The sequence below is a fragment of the Methanoregula sp. genome (assembly GCF_041663825.1).
GTDB lineage: Archaea > Halobacteriota > Methanomicrobia > Methanomicrobiales > Methanospirillaceae > Methanoregula.
In genome coordinates this window covers 24,852-45,101 of the sequence record NZ_JBAYLY010000020.1, presented here as the reverse complement: position 1 = coordinate 45,101, position 20,250 = coordinate 24,852, and the positions used below count along the sequence as shown (strand labels likewise).

The following is a 20,250-nucleotide window of genomic DNA, read 5'->3' as shown; positions in this document are numbered from 1 at the left end:
ATGCTAAAGGGGAGTGTCAGGATCCGGAGAAAGAAATCCAGACTTAATTTTCCATATTTTTCCTGTATCCACGAGACACTTCTCCATAGGGCGTCGGCTGATAGGGAACGTGTTTATGCCCGATCCGGGTTAAATATGCCAACATATTTTTGCAAAATGCCAAAAAGTTTATACACAATGCACAGTACATTGTGCATGTGGTCTTATGAAACACCAGACCCTTGTCATGGGCAGCATCCTTGCTGTCTGCGTTGTTGCCATCGTCATCTGCGTTGGCATGGTCAGCGGATATTCGGTATTCAAACCGTTTATCTCCGTTAACCCGGTGAGCGATAAGAATGCAGGCGATGTATTTACTGTTTCCGGTAACACGAACCTTCCTGTGGGAACGAACCTCATGGTACAGATCTATGCGACCTCCTTTGAGAACCATGCGAGCGATACCGGTGAGTTCAGTGGTGCTATGGGCACCGCGGACGTCAGGTCTGGTATAGGCGGGCTCAACACATGGTCAATGGAGCTGAATACCTCGGTATTCGTCCCGATGGAATATCTCGTGAATGTATCGGTCATCACCGGGGATATACGCGAAGGAAGTTCTGCCACGGGCGCTCCGTTTGGTACGACCACGTTTACTGTGCACCCCTCTTTGGTATCCGCTGCATCAGGGCAGTACATTCTGGTCGATCCTATTGCCGGAAAGACGACCGGCGATCTCCTGATAGTCACCGGTTCAACCAACCTGGCCGCAGGAACAAGCCTGATGATTGATACAGGGAATTTCGGGGGAAATACGGTTGTCCTTACAGGCACTGGTGGAATTAACCGGTACTCCATGCCGGTTGATACCTCCACATTAAAACCCGGTATACTGACGGTTAACGTCACCGAAATGACCGGTGATCCGGCAAAAGGGAATTATGCGCCAGGTCCTGTCCTGGGATCGACCACCTTCACCCTTGGTGGTACCTACCTGGGATCGGATACGCCGGTACAGGTAACCCCTGCCGCCAGCGATTATATTGCCGTAAACCCGATAGGTGCCCGGTCGACAGGAGACCAGTTCCTGATTACCGGGACCACCAGCCTTCCCGTAGGCACCAGCCTGATCTGGCAGATCATGCCGGATACGGGAACTGCTCCCATAAGTGTCAACAAGACCGCAATGGGTCTCGGGGGAAGTAACATGGTCGCTAAAGGCAGCGGGGCTTTAAACCGGGTTTCGTTTGCCGCAGACATGAACCAGATGCCTGCAGGAAAATGGGTGGTCCTCGTGGGTGTGATGAAAAGTGGCGACTTCGAGGTGGAGAACCCGATTGCAACCGCGTCCTTTACCCTGAATTAAATGAGGGGCATGCACACCCCAAAACCCCTCTCTTTTTGTGGCAGATTGCGATGGCAGTAACCTCTCTCTGTCGCAAAGGTCACAATGATAAAAGCGGATTGCCCTGACTGTAGTATCAGATCAGGGCAATCCACCTTTCAATGAATGTCAGGAATCCGGCTTAAGACCGGATAAAAGATAAAAGTTTTTGTCTTAATGCACAACATACTTTGCATGGAGCCTCTATGAAAAAGAAATATCTCACGTACGCGGGAATCGTCGCCGCCCTGCTCCTCGTGGGAATGTTTATTGCCATCTGCTTGAGTTCATTCCCCTTCCCGTTCCTGCCACCCTCTGCTGCCATAGATCCTGTCACCAACGCCAGCGTGGACGAGAACAACATGCTGGTCCTCTCCGGGACGACAACGCTTCCCTGGTACGCTAATATGTCTGTCACGATCTCCACCTGTCCCTCACCGGGCAACTGCACCGGTGGGACAAATACCTGGAACGAGGCCACGATCATCCCGGCGGCGGACGGGGGGCGGAACCGCTGGAGGAGCGAATTCGACCTCTCCCTCCTTATCCCGGGAGACTACCAGATCACCGTGGCAACGTATTCGTTTGGCAAAAATTATTCCCTGATACAAGGTGCGCCCATTGCAACCGGGCACTTCACGCTCGGGGATGACACTGCCGGCTCCGGTGCGATCCATAAACGGAGTCCTGCCGTGCAGCCGTATATCCGGATTAATCCCTTAAAGCAGGCAGGAAGCATCCTGATAATTACCGGCATCACCAGCCTTGCGCCGGCCACCCCGCTTGCGTGGGATTTGCACGGGGTGACAAACGCAACGGTCGGCAATTCATCGGATTACCGGGGGACCGTCCTTGTCACCGAAGGGACAGAGGGAGTTAACCGGTGGTCTGTACAGATTGAGAACAGTACTCCTGAACCCGGACCGTACCAGGTTACCCTCACCGGAAATGCGGCCGGGAACATCTCGCCTGCCGGCACGGTTTCTGCCAGTACAACATTTGTTCCCTCAGGTTCTGCCACTTCCGGGAATACAACCACGCTCCTGCCGGTTTCCGCGCACTTTATCGCGATCGATACCCTCCCTGACATTCATACGGAAGGGGTCTATGTCATCACCGGGACCACCAGTATTCCTGCCGGGCAGGATCTGACGATGAATGTCTATCCCGCTGCCTTTGAAACAGGCTCGTATAATTTCTCCGTCGATGCCAGGGATGCCGGCCAGAATACTACCTTATCAGATACCGGGACGTTCTCGGGAGCCTCAGGGGGAACAGTCGTAGTGAATGGGGCCGGTGGGGAAAACCTCTGGGCGTTCAAACTCGAAACTTACAAGTTCAGCCCCGGGGAGTACCTGGTTAATATCAGCAATGACAACTTCGACTGGACTACCCGGACAATGAAGTACGGCGATCTGTTCAGTTCGAGGATTTTTCCCGTTACGGTGAATAACTCATGAAACGCTTCACGTACCTTGCCTGCTCCCTTGCAGTCTCCATTCTCGTGGCAGCGATGATCGGGTGGTCGATAGCAGCCGGGAATTTCCTTGTCCCGGTCATTGCCATCCCGCTCGGGATTATTGTCATTGTAGCCTGCCGGAAGAACGTGAAGGAGGTGATGGGTGACGAGCGGATGAACAAGGTCCGTTCGGTGGCTGCCCTGCGGACGCTTGAGCTCATTGTTATTGCAGGGGCCATTGTTGCCGTCATCCTTTCCTCGTTTGTATTCAGCAGTACGCTGAGTCCGAAAATAACGGGAAGCGTCTTTACAAACGAGAACGGGACCACCACGCTCGTAATGCACCTCTATAAACCCGGAAGTCCGGAGACGCCCGATAACCTGATCCGAACCATTACCATTCAGGATATTCACTCCATGAACGAGATTGAGGCCATGGAATACAGCCAGTTCAGGAACCAGGCATACAAAGAGAACGAACAAAAAGGCCTCGTGGGAATGACTATCGGTGGTGTTCTTGCTGCCCTCCTTGTCACGTATGGTGCTTTTTATTTGTATTATAACAGAAAGTACTAACACCTTAAAAGAACATGAAAAACCGAATCAAAGTACTCCGGGCAGAGAAGGATATGACACAGGAGCAGCTTGCCGAGCTGGTCGGTGTCACCCGGAATACGATCATCTCCATGGAGAAAGGGAAGTATTGCCCGTCGATAAAACTGGGGTTCCGTATCGCAAACGTATTCGGGGTCGGGATAGACGACGTGTTCATGTATGAAGAAGAGGTCGATGGCCCCTCGCAGGATGAGGAGTGATTGCAGGAACACTATCTGTTCTTCTGGTGAATATAATTGTTCCATCCCTCTTTACCCTGGCGGGATTCTCTGACTTTTTACCTCCGGTGTCAGAAATTCTCGGTACGACGTTGGTTTTCTTCTGGCTTTCTGCATGTGTCCCGCTGATTGCTAAAAAATTGAATTACGCGGGGAGTATATGATTAACATGGTCCGGTAACGTCTTTGGGAGCTGATTATTATTCTTCGGTGGGAATTATATCCAGACTCCCGCAGACTTTCAACAATCCCAAACCAAAACCTTTAAAGAAAGCAAAATTTCACTGTTGCCTATGACCGGCGGTGTGATTATGCGAAGACATATGCCTGTCGTTATCTGTGCGATACTGCTGGTCGCGGCTGCATTGCTGATAACGGTTTACCTGTCGGCCGTTTCACAAGCCGACTACAATACCGGCTACGAGATTGGACTGGAAGCCTACACCTACGGTTTGCCACTGCTTGTGACCAACACGACGTTTGAAACCATGACCAGCATCAACGTCTCGAACGGTGCGTTTGGTCCGGTCAACCAGTTCAACAACGTACGCTCCTTAAACAACCCGGATAGCACGGTGGTTGTGGCGCCGAGCCCGACCAGCCTCTCATCGATCGCATGGCTCGATCTGAGCAAAGAGCCCCAAGTCCTCCATGTGCCGGAGGTACGAGACCACTTTTTCGTCTTCTCCTTTATCGACCCCTACACCAACAACATTGCAAACCTCGGCAGCGTCAACCAGACCCCGCCGGGCGATTACGTGATTGCCGGCCCCGGCCAGTATACTGTGCCCATCCCTGCGGGGACCCACCGTATCGATGTCGACTACAACCGCATCTGGATCATAGGGATAACCCAGCTGAAGGGCAGTTACGACGTCGCAAATGTTACCCGCATCCAGGATGGCTACACCCTGACGCCATTGAGCCAGTACGGGACGAATTACCAGCAGAACAATCTGACGAATCCCCATGCGACCCCCCGGATCTATCAGATACCCGGCGGGCTTGCATTCTACGATATGCTCGGACAACAGATTGCGCTGTTTCCACCGCCGGGAGCCGACCAGCCCGAGCTCGCCCGGTTCGCGGAGGTTGGGATCGGGCCCGGGATGGAACCCTCGCATAACGCAAGTCTGAGCAAAGATACCCTCAGGGGGCTAAATGACGCCGTAGCCGCCGGTCCGGTGCAGATCAAGAACGACACCATGGCCCTGTACCTTGAAAGTTTCGACCAGCACAACGGTTATCTCTTGGGAGGCTTCGGGCAGTATGGGACGAACTACCCTCTGCGTGCTGTCATAAGTCAGATTGGCCTGGGTGCAGTTACCTCCGGACAGACGATGTATGCCATGAGCTGGGCAGATTCCGGCAAAAACCCACTCAACGGATCGACCAGGTACGTCCTGCACATGGCGTCTGCTCCTCCGGTGAATCAGACCTGGTCGGTTACCGCCTACACCCTGAACGGGACAATGATCCCCAATCCGATCAACCGGTATGAGATCAGCGATGCGTCGCAGATCACATACAACGCCGATGGCTCGGCGGATCTCTACCTGCAGTCCACGTCGCCTTCGGACCCGGCTCAGGTAAACAACTGGCTGCCGACCGCGAAGGGACAGGGATTCGAGGTTATGTGGCGACTTGACGCTCCTGAAACGGCCGGGATCCCCGGCATTCTCAATGGCACGGGCTGGCAGCCGCCGGCAATCACCGCAGTGCCGTGATTGGGGATAGGGGGTACCCCGACTTGGCCCGGCACAAGGGGGGGAGGGCGACCCCCACTTTGATCGAAAGAAGGGGAGGGGGGTGGGGGGGTACCCCCTCCCCCCCCGGGTTTGCGACCGGGACTTTTTCTGCACGGCTCAAGCCATCGTTTTGCGTGGAGTCTCCGGCGGGGAACCGGGTTTTCCGGCATTTTCCCGGACTGTGGCGGTTCTCATGTCCGGGCGCTGGTGGGGGAGGGGGGTGGGGGGTACCCCCTCCCCCCCTAGTCCGCGAACGGGACTTTTTTTGCATGGTTTGAACCGTTGTTTCGCGGGAGGGGGTTTTGCCGGGAGAGTGGGAGGGGGTTTCGCGGCCGGGCCGGTGAAGATAAGGGGGTGCCAAAAATCCGGATGGGTCTAATGGTATCGCGGGGGCTGTCGCCCCCACACCCCCACGAGCGAGGAGCGCCGCCGCCCCCGACGAGGCGCCCCCGCGGCGGATCAATTACCTGTTCTTTCTAAAACAGGTAATCTGGCCAGTGAGGGCCCGAGCGACTCCGAGCCGAAGCGAGGAGGGGGGTGGAATCATATTGTGTAATGCAAGACGTGCAAACCGCCTTATCGGGTTTTGATTAGACTATTAACCTGTTTGCACAAAAAATAAGGGAGGCTATTTAGGGGGGCTTTAATAACAAAGGATAATTATTTTTTATATGTTTGATTTGTTTCGGGATATTTCTTTACGTAGTTGTTTTTTAGATTGATCCATATTTTTTACCATATGCTCCAATTTAAGAGAAGAAAAAATCTTTTCTGCATCATGATAATATTTATTAGCTAGCTTTTCGTCACCATTTTTCATATGGATGAAATACAATCCATGCAGAATACTTGCCTCTAATCTAGTATCTTTAAGCCTTTTTGCTAATACTAACGATTTTTGAGAATATATAAGGGCATTTTTAAAATCTCCTTTTTCTGCTAAAGTCAAGCCAATTAATCGAAGAGACTTGCATTGTGCTATTACATCATTGGTCTTTTTTGCAATTTTATAAGATTTTTGGAAAAATATTAGCGCTTTATCTTCTAATTCCATCGCTGCATATGCTATGCCCATATTTGCTACTATATACCCCTCACCAGAAATATCGCCAATTTGTTTTGTTATTTCCAAAGAATCATAAAGATATGAATATCCCTGCATTAATTCTCCTATTTCCATACTAATCAATCCTAGATTGTTTAATGCATTTGCTTCTCCCTGAAAATCACCCACTTGTCTTGCAACTTCAAGCCGCATTTCATAATATTCTAATGCTTTTTGTTTGTTTCCAAGGTCTGCATATGCATTCCCTAAATTATTGAGTAATGCACCAGATTCATTTACCCAATCTAGTTCTTGGATTATTTCGTATGCTTGTTGATAATAAGAGATAGCATCTGTTAATTTATTCAACCCTGCATAGCATATTCCCAAGTTGCTCATTATTATCATTTCAAGACGCGCATTTTCATTTTTTTTGCAAAGCTCTAAAGATTTATTGAATAACAAAATAGCACTTTCATTTTCCCCTATCTTATGATGAATAATTGCTTGATTTATTAAGACATATATCTGAGCAGGGGCAGGAAGTTCGGGGAGATTATCAATTAAAGGCTTCAACAGGTTAGAGAATTGCGATATTTCGCCAATTTTCTCAATCTGTTCCAAGTTTGATGCACTTAAATAATCTAGTGCCGATAAATAATTATTATCTTTTATTAAATCCCAATAGGGGGTGCTCAAATCTGCAATCATTTTTTGGCATAGTACATTCCCATTTTTCATTTGCTGAGTTAGCAATAATGCTCGCCAAACTCCATCTTTTTCTGCTATAAGATACGCTGGATTCTCATTGAATGCATGGCAATATTCTAAAAAGTAAGTGCAGTAATTTTTGATATATTTTGTTTTTCGACTATTATTCTTGGTTAATCGTTGTTCTGCGATCTGTTTCAGTAGAGGGTGTAAATAATAACTGTTTGAAATTTGATCAAACTCGACTAGACATCTCTCATATAATTTTGACACTAACCTCATAGTATCTATTTTTGTTGTTGATTTAAACTTTACAATTTGAATTAACAAGTTAGAAGTAAATCCGGATTCTGGACAAATACTTGAAGCTTCAAATAATTCAAGTAATTTGTTTCCCTCAGGTAACGTGACTAATTGATCAATACTAATCTCTAAGGACGCACGAACATTTTTCTTCTCTTTTCCATCGATCTTTAAATCTTCAATTTTATTTTGAATTTGACCAATATATTCTGAGAAACTTAAATCTGGAATTTCTCGAATATGTTGTGCAGCAATTTCTATAGCTAGGGGTAAACCACCGAGAATTTCAATAATTTGAATTGCACAATCAATATCCGCGCTCACCCGATCATTTCCGATGATAAGGGAGAGGAGTTCAATTCCGCCTTGATAGTCCAAACCAGATAACCTGAAAATAGAATTTTCATAATCAGACCCGAGGATCATCTGATTTCTAGAAGTAATAAGTGTAAAACAACCCGATTTTATCAGTTCTTTTTCGTCTTTAACATCATCAATTATTAAAAGAGATTTTTTTCGTTCCTCGAAAAATTTTGAAATATACGTAATTGCTTCTGCATCATCAACAAATGTTTTTAAATGTACATTTGGTGAAATTGCCGCGAATATTTTAGAAGCTTCAATTTTCCATGAACTGTCCTGCAATGAAACCCAATAAATTCCATCGGGATAATAACATTTGTACTTTTTTGCATATGCTTTAGCAAGTTCGGTTTTTCCGATCCCTCCAATTCCTATGATTCCTGTACATGAACTTGGACATCTTTGAATTTTTTCATGTAATTTTTCAAGATCCCCCTCCCTCCCAACAAAAGAACAAACGACATTTTTTGACATATCGGGAATGACTCGGAAAATTTGGGGAGATAATACTATAAACCATTCTCCTGCACCGATACTTCTTAAATATTGAATGGATGTATCCAAAAGTTTCAATTTTATTTGAACAAGTTCTTCAAATTTTAAAGAATCATTTTCATTTGTTTGATTCCAGTACCAAATAATTGTATTATCTTGAATTTCAACAAGGGGGATTTCTTTGCGTATCGATTTTGAAGATTTGCTATTTTTCATTCTAATATAGGGGTCATCGGCTTCATCTGCGATTCGTAATAATGCTACAATTTTTCGTAGATTCAATTTTTTGCTCATAAAACAAGAATCAGGAAAAATATCGGGAATATCATCTAGAGGAACCTCGCTTGAATGCCCATAGCAAACAATTCCAACGGCTTCTGCGATCTTTGGAATTATTCCATTGAATGGTGGAAATGACTCAAATAAATATCGAGAGGGTTCCCTGTTAATGTATTCTTGGCTCCTTTTTTGATGCCCCGATGATTCAATCTGCCCATCCTTGTTGTATCCTATATCGTGCAAATAAACCGCATAAAGAAGAATAAAAATTTCATCTGCAGTAATTCCGGATTCGTTACGTAACCTTTTTGTCAAAGAATTTAAGTAAAGTTCCAACCTTTCAGAATGCTCATAACCGTTTTTTCCAAGAGGTTCAAGCCATTTTTTTGCATGCTTTTTTACTCTCTCGATATGATTATAAAGATCAATTTTTCCACAATGGGGATTTATGTTTACATTTTTTAGAGCACTATGAAGATCAGACATGGAAATCGTTGTATTTTATTTAGTATATGTGTAAATCACGTTCATATTATTTCATTTGTATCTCTATGGGTGTCTATTAAATGCTGCTTTCTGAGGCATCCCGTCCAAATTCACCCCCCCTCATCCCCGCCATGCTACACCTTAGCACACACAATTATATACCCCCAGTGTCAAACAAATGATCATGCAGGAAGGATGCGTCCGCACCCGTGAGGGTTTTTTCCCTCGGGAATGTCTTTATCTCTAAAAGCGAGAGCACCGTCCGCAGCATGAGTACTGTTATTTCTGAAAATGTAAACGCGACAAGCCTTGGCTATCGCGTTTTTGGTTATTTTAGCTTCTTTAGCTACTTCGGTTTCGGGTATTATCCCTGGTACCGGTAAGCCCCTTCGCCGCTGATCATTCATTCATTGGTTCGAAGGGGCGCTGTTGATTGTTGTTGATTGAGAGTTACCGATTCACACATTGTTGATTGTTCAAAAAGGAGTTGCAGAATTATGAGAGGAAAGGAAATTCGTCTGGAAAGAATCATGAACCGCAATACGAAGAAAACGATCATCGTGCCGATGGATCACGGGGTTTCGGACGGTCCGATCCCGGGCCTGATCGATATGGGCCAGACCGTGAACCTGATCGCGGACGGCGGGGCAAATGCGGTGATCGGCCACGTGGGCCTTGCGCTGCACGGCCACCGGCAGGGCGGGAGGGACATCGGCCTTATCCTGCACCTGTCGGCAAGCACGAAACTTGCGCCGGACCCGAACGAGAAGGTGCTCGTGAACTCGGTCACAAACGCGCTGAAGATGGGCGCCGACGCGGTCTCGATGCACGTGAACATCGGCGCCGAGTCCGAGGCAAAGATGCTCTCCGATCTCGGGATGGTCGCGGTCGAGTGCATGGAGTGGGGGATGCCGCTCCTCGCGATGATGTACCCACGCGGGAAGAACATCAAGACCAACAACGATCTCGACCAGGTGAAGCTTGCCGCACGGGTGGCAGCAGAGCTTGGCGCCGATATCGTAAAGACCGTGTACACGGGAGACCCCGAGTCCTTCCGCGAAGTGACAAGGGGCTGCCCGGTGCCGGTCGTGGTCGCCGGAGGTTCAAAGACGGATGACCGCACAACATTGGAATTAATAGAGGGCGCGATGGCGGGCGGTGCGGCCGGGATCTCGATCGGCAGGAACGCCTTCCAGCACCGGACCCCGGACAAGTTTGTGCGGGCAGCGGCATGTATCGTGCACCAGAACAAGAGCGTCGAAGAAGCGCTGAAAGTCCTCAACGGGTAAGGTGGAAATCATGATTGGAAAGGAAATACGGATCGAACGGATAATGGACAGGAACACCGGCAGGGCCGTGATCATCCCGATGGACCACGGTTTCTCCATGGGCCAGATCGACGGCCTCCTGGACATGACAAAGGTCATCACCGATGTGAGCGAAGGTGGGGCAAACGCGATTGTCCTCCACAAGGGCATGGTCAAGCGCGGCCACCGGCGGCACGGCCGGGACATCGGGCTTTTTGTGCACCTCTCGGGCAGCACCTCGCTCAACCCGGACCCGAACGACAAGGTGCTCGTCTGCACCGTGGAGGAGGCAATCGCGCTCGGCGCTGACGGTGTCTCCATCCACATCAACCTCGGGGCCCCGAACGAGTCAAAGATGCTTGAGACCGGCGCAAAGATCGTCCGGGACTGCAACCGCTGGGGCATGCCGCTCCTCGTTATGATCTACCCGAGGGGAAAGGGCATCGACCCGGCCTCGCCCCAGACCATCGGCCAGTGCGTGAGGGTCGCTGAAGAGCTCGGCGCTGACATGATCAAGACCAGTTACCCGGGCAACGCCGAAGCCTTTGCCCGGATCACGAAAGCCTGCTCGGTGCCGGTCTTTGTCGCCGGCGGCGAGAAGATCAGCGACCTCGAATCGCTCGAACTGATCCGGGATTCGGTCGCGGCAGGCGGGGCCGGTGTCTGCATGGGAAGGAACGCCTTCCAGAGAAACGACACCCGGGCGTTCGTCCACGCCCTCTGCCGGGTCGTGCACAACAAGGTTGACCCGAAGAAGGCGCTGGAGCAGCCTCAATGAAACAGTTCTGGGTAGACTGCCGCCCGTGGAACAAGGATGTCGCGACGACCGCAATCGAGAGCGGTGCGGACGTGATCGTGGCAGACAGGGCCGATGACGTAAAACGGCTCGGGCGGATCGCGACGGTTGCACCGGACGGCGACCTTAAGCCCGGAACCGATGTCGCCGAGTGCAGCATCACGGATAAGGCAAGCGAGAACGATGCGGCGGTAAAAGGAAAGAACCGGATCGTGGTCGTCACCACCAGCGACTGGACGGTCATCCCGCTCGAAAACCTCGTCGCCCAGTCCGATAAGATTGTCGCGGCGGTAAAGGATGTGCGCGAGGCCGAACTCGCGCTCCACGTCCTTGAGAAAGGCGTGTACGGTATTCTCTTAAAAACCACCGACCCGTCCGTAGTAAAAGCCGTTGCGGCGCTCATCAAGAACGCGACAGGCACAGTCAGCCTCATCCCGTTCACGGTGACGAAGATCCAGCCCGTCGGGATGGGCGACCGGGTCTGCGTGGACACCTGCTCGATGCTTGTCGATGGCGACGGTATGCTGATGGGAAATACCTCGTCTGCCATGCTCCTTGTCCATGCCGAGACACTGGAGAACCCCTATGTCGCGCCCCGACCGTTCCGGGTGAACGCCGGCGCGGTGCACGCGTACATCCTCCTCCCGGACGGGAAGACCGCGTATCTCTCTGACCTCTCCATCGGGGGACAGGTGCTCGTGTCCGACGCAAAAGGTGCGGCCCGGTCCGCGATTGTGGGCAGAACCAAGATCGAGCGCCGGCCCCTGCTGCTCGTGGAAGCGATCGCAGGACAGGGCGGCGCAAAGGCAAGCCTCATCCTCCAGAACGCGGAGACAATACGGCTTGTCACCCCCGACGGGAACGCGATCTCGGTCGTGAACCTCGCGGCGGGAGATACGATTCTCGGTTGTGCGCTCGAAAGCGGCAGGCATTTTGGCATGCCGGTCAAAGAGACGATACGCGAGAAGTGAGCATGAAGGCAGGAATCATCGGCGGAACCGGGAGGATGGGCCAGCTCTTTCGCCCCGTCTTTGAGCGGGCCGGCTACGAGACCCTTGTCTCGGGCCGCTCGACCGCGCTCACGAATGTGCAGCTCGCAGAGACCTGCGACATCGTGGTAGTCTCGGTCCCGATCCGGGACACGGTCCGGGTCATCGGGGAGATCGCGCCCGTTATGCGGGACGACCAGCTCCTCTGCGACTTCACCTCGCTCAAGGTCGCACCGGTCGCTGCCATGCTCCGGTCAAAGGCGCAGGTGATCGGGCTCCACCCGATGTTCGGGCCGACCGTATCGTCGATTGCAGGCCAGACGATCGTGGTCTGCCCCGCCCGCTCGACCGATGCAGCGCTCGATTACCTGGCAGGGATCTTCACCCGTGAAGGCGCGGTCTGCACGCTCGCGACCCCCGAGCAGCACGACCGGATGATGGCCGTCGTCCAGGGGCTCACGCACTTTGTCACGATCTGCATGGCCGATACCCTGCGGAGGATGAACACCGACATCAGGGCGACCGAAGCGTACATGAGCCCGGTCTACCAGATCGAACTGGGCCTTGTCGGCCGCCTCCTCTCGCAGGACCCGGCGCTCTATGCCGACATCCTCGAACAGAACCCGTTTGTCCCCGAAGTCCTTGCCGCCTGCCGGTCAGCGGTCGGCGACCTTGAGACAATCGTAAAAACAGGCGACCCGGATGCATTCGCGGAATTCTTTATGCAGGACACCCGACACCTCGGCGAGTACTGCAAGCGTGGGCAGGACTTAACCGATGCCCTGATCGAGTGCATGGTGAAGAAATGACGGTCATCACGCTCGGCCCCGAAGGGACATTCTCTCATGAACTCGCCCTCAAACTCGGGAACGGCCCGGTCGTCCTCGAACCGACCATCCACAGCATCTTTGCCGCAGTCGCGGCGGGAGAGGGAGACGGGATTGTCCCGATCGAGAACTCCGAGGCCGGGGGAGTGGGCGAGACCCTTGACGGGCTCACCCAGTACTCCCTCTCGATCACCGCGGAGATGTACATGCCGATCCACCACAACCTCGCCTCGCTCGTGCCGCTCGACAAAATCCGGGTGATCTACGCCCACCCGCAGACCCACGAGCAGTGCAGCGGGTGCATCGAGGACTGGAAAGTCCCGGTGATCCACACGAGCAGCAATGCGTCGAGCGCGCTCGAAGCGAGAAAAACCCCGAATGCCGGGGCGATCCTCTCGGTTTCGGCAGCCGCGATCTACCGGCTGCCCATCATCGCAGAACACGTCGAGAACAACCCGGAGAACACGACCCGGTTCGTGAGAATCTCAAAAACCCCGAACCCCACATGCCGGGCCGGCAAGTGCAGCATCCTGATCGACCCGGACACCGACCGGGCCGGGCTGCTCTACGATCTCCTCGGGGTCTTTGCCCGGCGGGGGATCAACCTTTCCCGGATCGAGTCGAGGCCGTCGAAACGGGGCATGGGAAAATACGTATTCTTCCTCGATTATGCTGTCAGCGGGTGCACGGACGAAGCACTCCGCGAACTGGAGGGGATAACAACAATCCGCAAACTGGGATGCTACCCGAAAACAGAGGTGCCCGCATGAAAGTCACCCTCCCCCAGCGGCGCGGCGTCGATCTCACTGTTGCCGCCCCGCCGTCAAAGAGTTACACGCACCGGGCTCTCATCGCCGCCGCGCTTGCCCGGGGTACGAGCATGATCGTCCACCCGCTTATCGCAGACGACACGAACCTCACGATGGCCGCCCTCAGGAAACTCGGTGTCCCTGTTGAGGCTGAGCCCCACAGCGTGACCATCGAAGGCTGCGACGGCGCATTTTCCTGTCCGCCGGGCACGGTGCTCGACCTTGATAATTCCGGCACTTCCCTGCGACTGCTCGCCTCGGCCGCCATGCTTGCCGATCACCCGGTCACCCTTACCGGCAGCGCACGGATGCAGGAGCGGCCCCTCGGGCCCCTTGCCGATGCGCTGGTCGCGCTCGGGGGACGGGTCTCGTTTGAAAAGAAAACGGGGTTCCCCCCTATAACCGTCCGGGGCCCGCTTGCCGGCGGCAGCGCCACGATCGACGGGTCAGCGAGCAGCCAGTTCGCCTCCTCGATCCTGATGGCCGCACCCTGGGCAGAGCACGAGGTTGCGCTCTCGATCACGGGCACGCCCGCATCGCAGTCCTACCTTGACATCACGGCCGGCGTCATGACCGATTTCGGTGCCGTGATCCGGCGTGAAGGGTACCGGAGGTTCGAGGTCAGCAACAAGGATTATTACACCGGCCATACGTATGTCATCGAAGGGGACTACTCGTCGGCCTCGTACTTCTTTGCCCTTGCCGCGATCTGCGGAGGTAACGTGACCGTGACCGGCCTCAACCCGGAATCCATGCAGGGCGACCGGCTCTTCCTTACTGCACTCCGGAAGATGGGCTGCCATGTCACCTCTGGTCATAACGGTGTCACGGTCGAACACGAAGGCCCCCTTACCGGGATCACCATCGACATGTCCTCGGCACCCGACACCGTCCAGACGCTCTGCATGGTAGCGGCAGTCGCAAAGACCCCGACCGTGATCACCGGTATCAGCCACCTGAAGTATAAGGAGAGCGACCGCATCACAGTCACGGCTGAACGCTTAAAGCAGCTCGGCGCAGCCGTAAACACCGATGATGACCGGATCATCATCCGGCCCGCTCCCCTCCACGGGGGCACCATCGACCCGGCAAACGACCACCGGACCGCGATGAGCTTTGCCGTCCTCGGCTTTGGAATCGGAGGGGTCTCGATCACCGGTGCGGAGTGCGTGAACAAGTCCTATCCCGGTTTCTGGGATGCACTCGCGGAAGTGATGGAATGAAGCGAATCGTATTTTTCGGCTATCGCGGGACCGGCAAAACGGCAATCGGCACCATTTTCGCACGCGGCTTAAACGTGCCGTTTCTTGACACCGATGCCCTCATCGAACAGAAAAGCGGCCGCACGATTCCTGTGATCTTCAGGACTGACGGAGAGGAGAAGTTCCGGGCGCTTGAGAGAGACGTAATCGCTGCTCTTCCCCCCCGGGACGTCGTTGTGGGCACCGGGGGAGGTGCGGTGATCGACCCGAAAAACATGGAGCACCTCCGGGCCGGAAGTATCTGCGTTCTCCTGAAATCCGATCTTGCAACGATCGAGCGCCGGCTCGCCCGTGCCCCCCGGCCACCGCTTACAAACCTGCCCCTCAAAGAGGAGATCGCACAGGTGATTGAACGACGAAGACGGCAGTACGCTGCCTCGGCCGATTTCTGGGTGGATACAAGCGGTACATCGCCACAAGAGGCCGCAGACCGTATATCTTTCCTCCTCAAAAACGGTTCGGTTGCACCTTTGGAGAGGGAAGCAGCGTTGCAGTGGTTTGCCGACGGACGTGTCCCGGCTGAGGGGCTAATCCCCCTCAAAAACATCCTTACCGGCCCGGACCGGGACGTGCAGACCCGGATCCTCGGCATCGCCGGCTGGCCGGCAGCCCACAGCCGGAGCCCGTTCCTCTTTAACCGGCTCTTCGTGAAGTACGGCCTCAACTGCCATTACACGTGGTTTGAGGATTCCTCTGTCGAGACCATCATGCAGGTCGCCCGCGACATCGATGCAAAAGGGCTCTCGGTCACCATCCCGTTCAAACGGGACGTGATGGCCTGCCTCGATAATATCGATGACGCGGCGCAGCAGATCGGTGCGGTAAACACGGTGGTCTTTGCCTGCGGGTCGGCATACGGGTACAACACGGACTGGCTGGGCATACAAAAACCTCTTGCCGGCTGCAAGGGCGCCCGTGCGGTGCTGCTTGGTGCAGGAGGAGTCGCGGCGGCAGCAGCCTACGCGCTCACGGACCTGGACATGGAGGTCACGGTCTTAAACCGGACGCAACAGAAAGCACAGGCACTTGCGGAACGGTTCGGCTGCCGGTGGAAAGCGTGGGACGCCTTTGACGGGATCAATCCTGATCTTGTCGTAAACGCGACATCGATTGGCATGCAGCCGGATACCAAAAGCCCGTTGCGGGACGATCAACTCAAAAAGGAGATGACCGTATTTGATCTTGTGTACACACCTCCGGTCACCCCCCTCGTTGCGGCCGCCCAAAAAGCCGGCTGCGCAACTATCAGCGGTACCGGGGTCTTTATCCACCAGGCACGGGAGCAGTTCCGGCTCTTCTTCGGGATCGATGTCCCCGATACGGTAATAAGGGAGATACTGGCATGAACACCTTTGGCAGAAACTTTGCAGTCACCACATTTGGCGAGAGCCATGGCCCGGCTGTCGGCGCTGTTATCGACGGGTGCCCGGCGCGGCTTGAAATATCAGAAGCGGATATCCAGCCGCTGCTCGACCGGCGCCGGCCGGGTGCATCCCCTCTTGCATCAGCACGGAGCGAAACCGACACGGTAGAGATCCTGTCCGGTGTATTTGAGGGAAAGACAACCGGCGCACCTGTTGCGCTGCTCGTAAGAAACCGGGACATGCATTCCGAAGACTATGAGGCACTCAGGGAAAAGTTCCGGCCCGGCCACGCAGATTTCACGTACCAGGAGAAGTACGGGTGCCGGGACCACCGGGGCGGTGGCCGAAGCTCAGGCAGGGAGACGGTCGGCCGGGTCGCAGCCGGGGCCGTGGCGCTGAAGTACCTTGCGACAAAAGGGATTGCCGTCACCGGAAAAATCCTCGAAGTGCACGGCAAAACCTCCCAAAAGGAGATCGAGCAGGAGATCCTCGCAGCAAAAAAAGCGGGAGACTCCGTGGGTGGCATTGCGGAGATCACCGCCACCGGCTGCCCCGCCGGCCTTGGCGACCCGGTCTTCGGGAAACTTGACGCGGCCATCGCCGGCGCCATGATGGGGATTGGTGCGGTCAAGGGAGTGGAGATCGGCGACGGGTTTCTTGTTGCAGGGAAATTCGGGAGCGAGAACAACGACCCGATGACGGCAACCGGGTTCTCTAGCAACCACGCGGGCGGGATCCTCGGCGGGATCTCGAGCGGGCAGGAGATCGTTGTCCGCATCGCGGTAAAACCGACGCCGTCGATTGCAAAAGTCCAGCAGACCCGGGACATTCATGGGAATGGTGTGACAATCACGGTCGGGGGCCGGCATGACCCCTGTATCGTGCCCCGGATCATCCCGGTCGCAGAAGCGATGCTGGCACTCGTGCTCATCGACGCGGTGCTGGAACAGGGGAAATACCGGTAATCTTTTTTTCGTGGTGCTGCCACCCCGGCGTAGTAAAAGAAGAATTAATCTGGTACTGTTCTAAAAAAGTACTGTCATGAAACGGTCGCTCACGGTTATCTTCGTACTCGCCGTCTGTCTGTCAGCCTTCTTCATTGCTACGGGTTGCACCAGCCGATCCAGTTCCGCCACCTCTGTTCAGACTTCACCGGCAACCCAGTCTCCCGCTCTGCAGACACCTTTGGCAACCCTCGCCTATTCCGCCACCCCCGGCCCGGTTCAGACCGTGCCTGACTATGAATCGATCAGCGTGACCGTTCAGCGCAACACGATCACGGAGAATCCGACGATTATCACCACGTTCAATGGCGGCATGGGCCTTGGCATGACCCAGCGTATGGACGTCACGGTCATCCGGTCGGACGGGATAGTTGAGACCGGTTACCGGGACAACCCCGCAGTGGGAGCGAGCGTAACGCTGATGGGCACAACCGCGACTGACCGGGTCATCGTTGTAGTCACGATGACATCAGGAGACCAGTACACGATCATCGACAAGTATTATCCCTTCCCGGGTAGCGGGAACACCGGGTAGGTCGGGAGATATTTTCCGCCCGGCCCCGTCATCACGAGCGAGACCCGGACCTCTCTTCCTGCATGGCATTTTTTTATCGAAAAGAAAGGAAACCCGGCCGGCCATTGCCGGATCCCTCACACCGGTTCTTCATACGGGTGAAAAACCGGCACGATACGGGCTATTTTATCCGGCGCACCGATCACAATTACCTCGTCCCCGGGTTCGAGCAGGCTGTCCCCGTCGGGGTTCGCCATAATCTCACCGTTTCTCCGGATGGCAAGAACCGAGATCCCGTACTCCCTGCGCATGTTCAGGCAGAGGAGGCTCTTTTTTGCGACCGGGGAGTTGGGGAATACCGCAAGACATGCAATATCGCTGTCCGGGAGGTTGACCTTGAGATCCGTGAGTTCCACACCGGATTCTGGCGGGCTCCTGAACATCTGGTACGTCCCGGCCCTGACTTCCCGGACAAACCCGTCAATCGTCGATCTGGGGACAAGGTATTTTTTCAGGACTCTGGTGAAGATCTCGATGGATGTCTCAAACTCCTCCGGGATCACCTCGTTAGCCCCCAACGCCTCCAGTGTTTTTACCTCGGTCATGAACCGGGTACGGACGATAATATACAGGTGCGGGTTCATCTGCCGGGCAAGTTGTGTTATGACCCGGGTGGAAGGCGGGTCGTTTATGACGATCACAAGGATCCGGGCTTTCCCGATCTCAGCGTTAGAGAGGATCGATTCGCTGGTTGCATCGCCAAAGAAGATCGGCTCGCCTTTTTTGCGTTCTTTTGCCACGGTATCGGGGTTGAGATCGATAATCCGGTACGCAATTCCTCCCGCTTTTGCCGCCCGGGCAAGGTTCCTGCCATTGAGCCCGTATCCGATAATAACCAGGTGATCCTGCACAGGTGGCGCTGCGGCACGTTCTCTCTCCTCTGATTTTGTCACGCCATTGAGCCGGGCCATGGAGGGCTGGTTACAACAGAAGTCCGCTACTTTTGGTCCCGCGGAGATCATAATCGGGGTAAGTGACATGGTAATTACCGTCACGGCAAGGAAGATCTGTTCTTCGGTCTGGGAAAAAAGCCCGTAACTGGTCCCGGGAATCGAGATCACAAACGCGAACTCCCCAATGTTGCAAAGTGCAAGACCCGCAAGAATCGAGGTACGCAGAGAGTGGCCGATCGCAAGCGTCGCCCCGCCCGCGATAACCGCCTTGAGCACGAGAACGCCAATCAAAAGCGCTACAATCAGCACCGGATCACGGATGATAAACCAGAGATTGATGAGCATCCCGATCGAGATAAAAAAGAAACTGGTAAAAATTTCCTTAAACGGGAGAATGCTTGCAAAAGCCTGGTGGAAGTACTCGGACTCCGATAACGTAATTCCGGCAAGAAACGCCCCCAGCGCGACCGAGAGACCGATGCTTGAGGTAATGTAGGTTATCACAAAGCAGATCAGGATAATGCTTAAGAGGAATATCTCGGGGTTTCGCGTGCCGGTGATCCGCGTCATGACCCGGGGAATCAGGTACACGGAAACCGCAAATACGAACACAAGAAGGGCTACCAGGGTAACTCCCATGCTCACAAGTGATCCGGTAATATCTGTTGCTTCTCCGGCAAGGAGGGGAAGCGCTATCAGCATCGGGACGGTGATAATATCCTGGTAGAGCGAAATCCCAATGGTCGCCCGGGCCTGGGGGCTGTCCATCTCTGCCCGGTCCTGGTAGATCTTAAGGGTGATGACCGTACTGCTGTGGCAGATAAGGAATCCAAGGAAAATCCCCTGGTTGAGCGGCACACCGAAAAAATACGTGATCGCAAGTGTTGCTGCAATCGTCCCCAGAACCTGGATTGTTCCGCCGACAACAACGATCTTTCTCATATCGTACAAAGTACGAAACGAGAACTGCATGCCGATGGTAAAGAGCAGGAAGATGATCCCGATATCTGCAAGGGCATCGACAATTGCAACGTCCTTGATTAACCCCAGGCCATAGGGACCGATCACGATACCGGTAACAATAAACCCGACAATGCCGGGGATCTTCACCCGGTTGCCTATCGCGATGATGAGGATAGCCGCGGCAAAGATGATGATAATGTCAAGCAGATATCCGGTGATCATGGTGACAGCCTTTTTTTAGAGATCAATTTTTTTTGGTCTGCAGGAGAATGTCGTGTAATACTACTTGGAACACGTTAAGGACCGGTTTTTTGTTATTGGACGCGGGAGTACCTGTAACGCAGGGAAAGTCAGGGGGGATTAACACTCCCGACCCC

16 protein-coding genes are annotated in these 20,250 nt (G+C 53.7%); 14 read left to right on the top strand and 2 right to left on the bottom strand.

The window, feature by feature from the left end; genetic code table 11:
* Nucleotides 1–205 precede the first annotated feature (205 nt).
* From WCX19_RS09795 to WCX19_RS09775, 5 genes are all read left to right on the top strand, one after another.
* Nucleotides 206–1,345: a hypothetical protein gene (locus tag WCX19_RS09795; RefSeq protein ID WP_373007595.1), complete on the top strand. Its 1,140-nt coding sequence runs from the start codon at nt 206–208 to the stop codon at nt 1,343–1,345.
* A gap of 224 nt (nt 1,346–1,569) precedes the next feature.
* Entirely contained in the window at nt 1,570–2,823 is a 1,254-nt protein-coding gene (locus tag WCX19_RS09790; protein ID WP_373007593.1) for a hypothetical protein, read from the top strand.
* Nucleotides 2,820–3,398: a DUF2178 domain-containing protein gene (locus tag WCX19_RS09785; protein WP_373007591.1), complete on the top strand. Its 579-nt coding sequence runs from the start codon at nt 2,820–2,822 to the stop codon at nt 3,396–3,398. The genes WCX19_RS09790 and WCX19_RS09785 overlap by 4 nt, the downstream gene beginning before the upstream one ends.
* Nucleotides 3,399–3,412: 14 nt before the next feature.
* On the top strand, nt 3,413–3,637 hold the full coding sequence (locus WCX19_RS09780; RefSeq protein WP_373007589.1) for a helix-turn-helix transcriptional regulator: 225 nt from the start codon (nt 3,413–3,415) through the stop codon (nt 3,635–3,637).
* A 329-nt stretch (nt 3,638–3,966) separates the two neighbouring features.
* On the top strand, nt 3,967–5,382 hold the full coding sequence (locus WCX19_RS09775; protein ID WP_373007587.1) for a DUF1254 domain-containing protein: 1,416 nt from the start codon (nt 3,967–3,969) through the stop codon (nt 5,380–5,382).
* Between the two features lie 688 nt (nt 5,383–6,070).
* Here the strand turns inward: WCX19_RS09775 and WCX19_RS09770 are convergent.
* On the bottom strand, nt 6,071–9,085 hold the full coding sequence (locus tag WCX19_RS09770; RefSeq protein ID WP_373007585.1) for a tetratricopeptide repeat protein: 3,015 nt from the start codon (nt 9,083–9,085) through the stop codon (nt 6,071–6,073).
* A 497-nt stretch (nt 9,086–9,582) separates the two neighbouring features.
* Between WCX19_RS09770 and WCX19_RS09765 the strand changes: the two genes are divergently transcribed.
* The 9 genes from WCX19_RS09765 to WCX19_RS09725 all read left to right on the top strand — a co-directional run bounded on the left by WCX19_RS09765 (nt 9,583) and on the right by WCX19_RS09725 (nt 17,978).
* A complete protein-coding gene (locus WCX19_RS09765) occupies nt 9,583–10,374 on the top strand; it encodes a 2-amino-3,7-dideoxy-D-threo-hept-6-ulosonate synthase (RefSeq protein ID WP_373007583.1) in 792 nt (263 codons plus the stop codon).
* A 10-nt stretch (nt 10,375–10,384) separates the two neighbouring features.
* Nucleotides 10,385–11,170: a 2-amino-3,7-dideoxy-D-threo-hept-6-ulosonate synthase gene (locus WCX19_RS09760; protein ID WP_373007581.1), complete on the top strand. Its 786-nt coding sequence runs from the start codon at nt 10,385–10,387 to the stop codon at nt 11,168–11,170.
* The gene (locus tag WCX19_RS09755; protein ID WP_373007579.1) at nt 11,167–12,159 is read left to right on the top strand and encodes a 3-dehydroquinate synthase II; all 993 of its coding nucleotides are present in this window, start codon (nt 11,167–11,169) and stop codon (nt 12,157–12,159) included. Before WCX19_RS09760 ends, WCX19_RS09755 begins: the two co-directional genes overlap by 4 nt.
* 2 nt (nt 12,160–12,161) lie before the next feature.
* Nucleotides 12,162–12,986: a prephenate dehydrogenase/arogenate dehydrogenase family protein gene (locus tag WCX19_RS09750; RefSeq protein WP_373007577.1), complete on the top strand. Its 825-nt coding sequence runs from the start codon at nt 12,162–12,164 to the stop codon at nt 12,984–12,986.
* Nucleotides 12,983–13,774 (top strand): prephenate dehydratase, encoded by a 792-nt coding sequence (locus tag WCX19_RS09745; protein ID WP_373007575.1) that lies wholly within the window; start codon nt 12,983–12,985, stop codon nt 13,772–13,774. The genes WCX19_RS09750 and WCX19_RS09745 overlap by 4 nt, the downstream gene beginning before the upstream one ends.
* Nucleotides 13,771–15,036 (top strand): 3-phosphoshikimate 1-carboxyvinyltransferase, encoded by a 1,266-nt coding sequence (gene aroA, locus WCX19_RS09740; RefSeq protein ID WP_373007573.1) that lies wholly within the window; start codon nt 13,771–13,773, stop codon nt 15,034–15,036. The genes WCX19_RS09745 and aroA overlap by 4 nt, the downstream gene beginning before the upstream one ends.
* Nucleotides 15,033–16,421, top strand: a complete 1,389-nt coding sequence (gene aroE / locus WCX19_RS09735) for a shikimate dehydrogenase (RefSeq protein WP_373007571.1) — start codon at nt 15,033–15,035, stop codon at nt 16,419–16,421. Before aroA ends, aroE begins: the two co-directional genes overlap by 4 nt.
* Nucleotides 16,418–17,404: a chorismate synthase gene (aroC, locus tag WCX19_RS09730; protein WP_373007569.1), complete on the top strand. Its 987-nt coding sequence runs from the start codon at nt 16,418–16,420 to the stop codon at nt 17,402–17,404. The genes aroE and aroC overlap by 4 nt, the downstream gene beginning before the upstream one ends.
* Before the next feature lie 76 nt (nt 17,405–17,480).
* Complete coding sequence (locus tag WCX19_RS09725; RefSeq protein ID WP_373007567.1) at nt 17,481–17,978, top strand: hypothetical protein; 498 nt, start codon at nt 17,481–17,483, stop codon at nt 17,976–17,978.
* Nucleotides 17,979–18,094: 116 nt separating this feature from the next.
* Here the strand turns inward: WCX19_RS09725 and WCX19_RS09720 are convergent, their stop codons facing one another.
* Nucleotides 18,095–20,095: a cation:proton antiporter gene (locus tag WCX19_RS09720; protein ID WP_373007565.1), complete on the bottom strand. Its 2,001-nt coding sequence runs from the start codon at nt 20,093–20,095 to the stop codon at nt 18,095–18,097.
* Nucleotides 20,096–20,250: the final 155 nt, after the last annotated feature.

Excerpts from the sequence above, each read along its gene's own strand:
- WCX19_RS09795 (WP_373007595.1), top strand. The coding sequence starts at position 206 with ATGAAACACCAGACCCTTGTCATGGGCAGCATCCTTGCTGTCTGCGTT.
- WCX19_RS09790 (WP_373007593.1), top strand. The coding sequence starts at position 1,570 with ATGAAAAAGAAATATCTCACGTACGCGGGAATCGTCGCCGCCCTGCTC.
- WCX19_RS09785 (WP_373007591.1), top strand. The coding sequence starts at position 2,820 with ATGAAACGCTTCACGTACCTTGCCTGCTCCCTTGCAGTCTCCATTCTC.
- WCX19_RS09780 (WP_373007589.1), top strand. The coding sequence starts at position 3,413 with ATGAAAAACCGAATCAAAGTACTCCGGGCAGAGAAGGATATGACACAG.
- WCX19_RS09775 (WP_373007587.1), top strand. The coding sequence starts at position 3,967 with ATGCGAAGACATATGCCTGTCGTTATCTGTGCGATACTGCTGGTCGCG.
- WCX19_RS09770 (WP_373007585.1), bottom strand. The coding sequence starts at position 9,085 with ATGTCTGATCTTCATAGTGCTCTAAAAAATGTAAACATAAATCCCCAT.
- WCX19_RS09765 (WP_373007583.1), top strand. The coding sequence starts at position 9,583 with ATGAGAGGAAAGGAAATTCGTCTGGAAAGAATCATGAACCGCAATACG.
- WCX19_RS09760 (WP_373007581.1), top strand. The coding sequence starts at position 10,385 with ATGATTGGAAAGGAAATACGGATCGAACGGATAATGGACAGGAACACC.
- WCX19_RS09755 (WP_373007579.1), top strand. The coding sequence starts at position 11,167 with ATGAAACAGTTCTGGGTAGACTGCCGCCCGTGGAACAAGGATGTCGCG.
- WCX19_RS09750 (WP_373007577.1), top strand. The coding sequence starts at position 12,162 with ATGAAGGCAGGAATCATCGGCGGAACCGGGAGGATGGGCCAGCTCTTT.
- WCX19_RS09745 (WP_373007575.1), top strand. The coding sequence starts at position 12,983 with ATGACGGTCATCACGCTCGGCCCCGAAGGGACATTCTCTCATGAACTC.
- aroA (WP_373007573.1), top strand. The coding sequence starts at position 13,771 with ATGAAAGTCACCCTCCCCCAGCGGCGCGGCGTCGATCTCACTGTTGCC.
- aroE (WP_373007571.1), top strand. The coding sequence starts at position 15,033 with ATGAAGCGAATCGTATTTTTCGGCTATCGCGGGACCGGCAAAACGGCA.
- aroC (WP_373007569.1), top strand. The coding sequence starts at position 16,418 with ATGAACACCTTTGGCAGAAACTTTGCAGTCACCACATTTGGCGAGAGC.
- WCX19_RS09725 (WP_373007567.1), top strand. The coding sequence starts at position 17,481 with ATGAAACGGTCGCTCACGGTTATCTTCGTACTCGCCGTCTGTCTGTCA.
- WCX19_RS09720 (WP_373007565.1), bottom strand. The coding sequence starts at position 20,095 with ATGATCACCGGATATCTGCTTGACATTATCATCATCTTTGCCGCGGCT.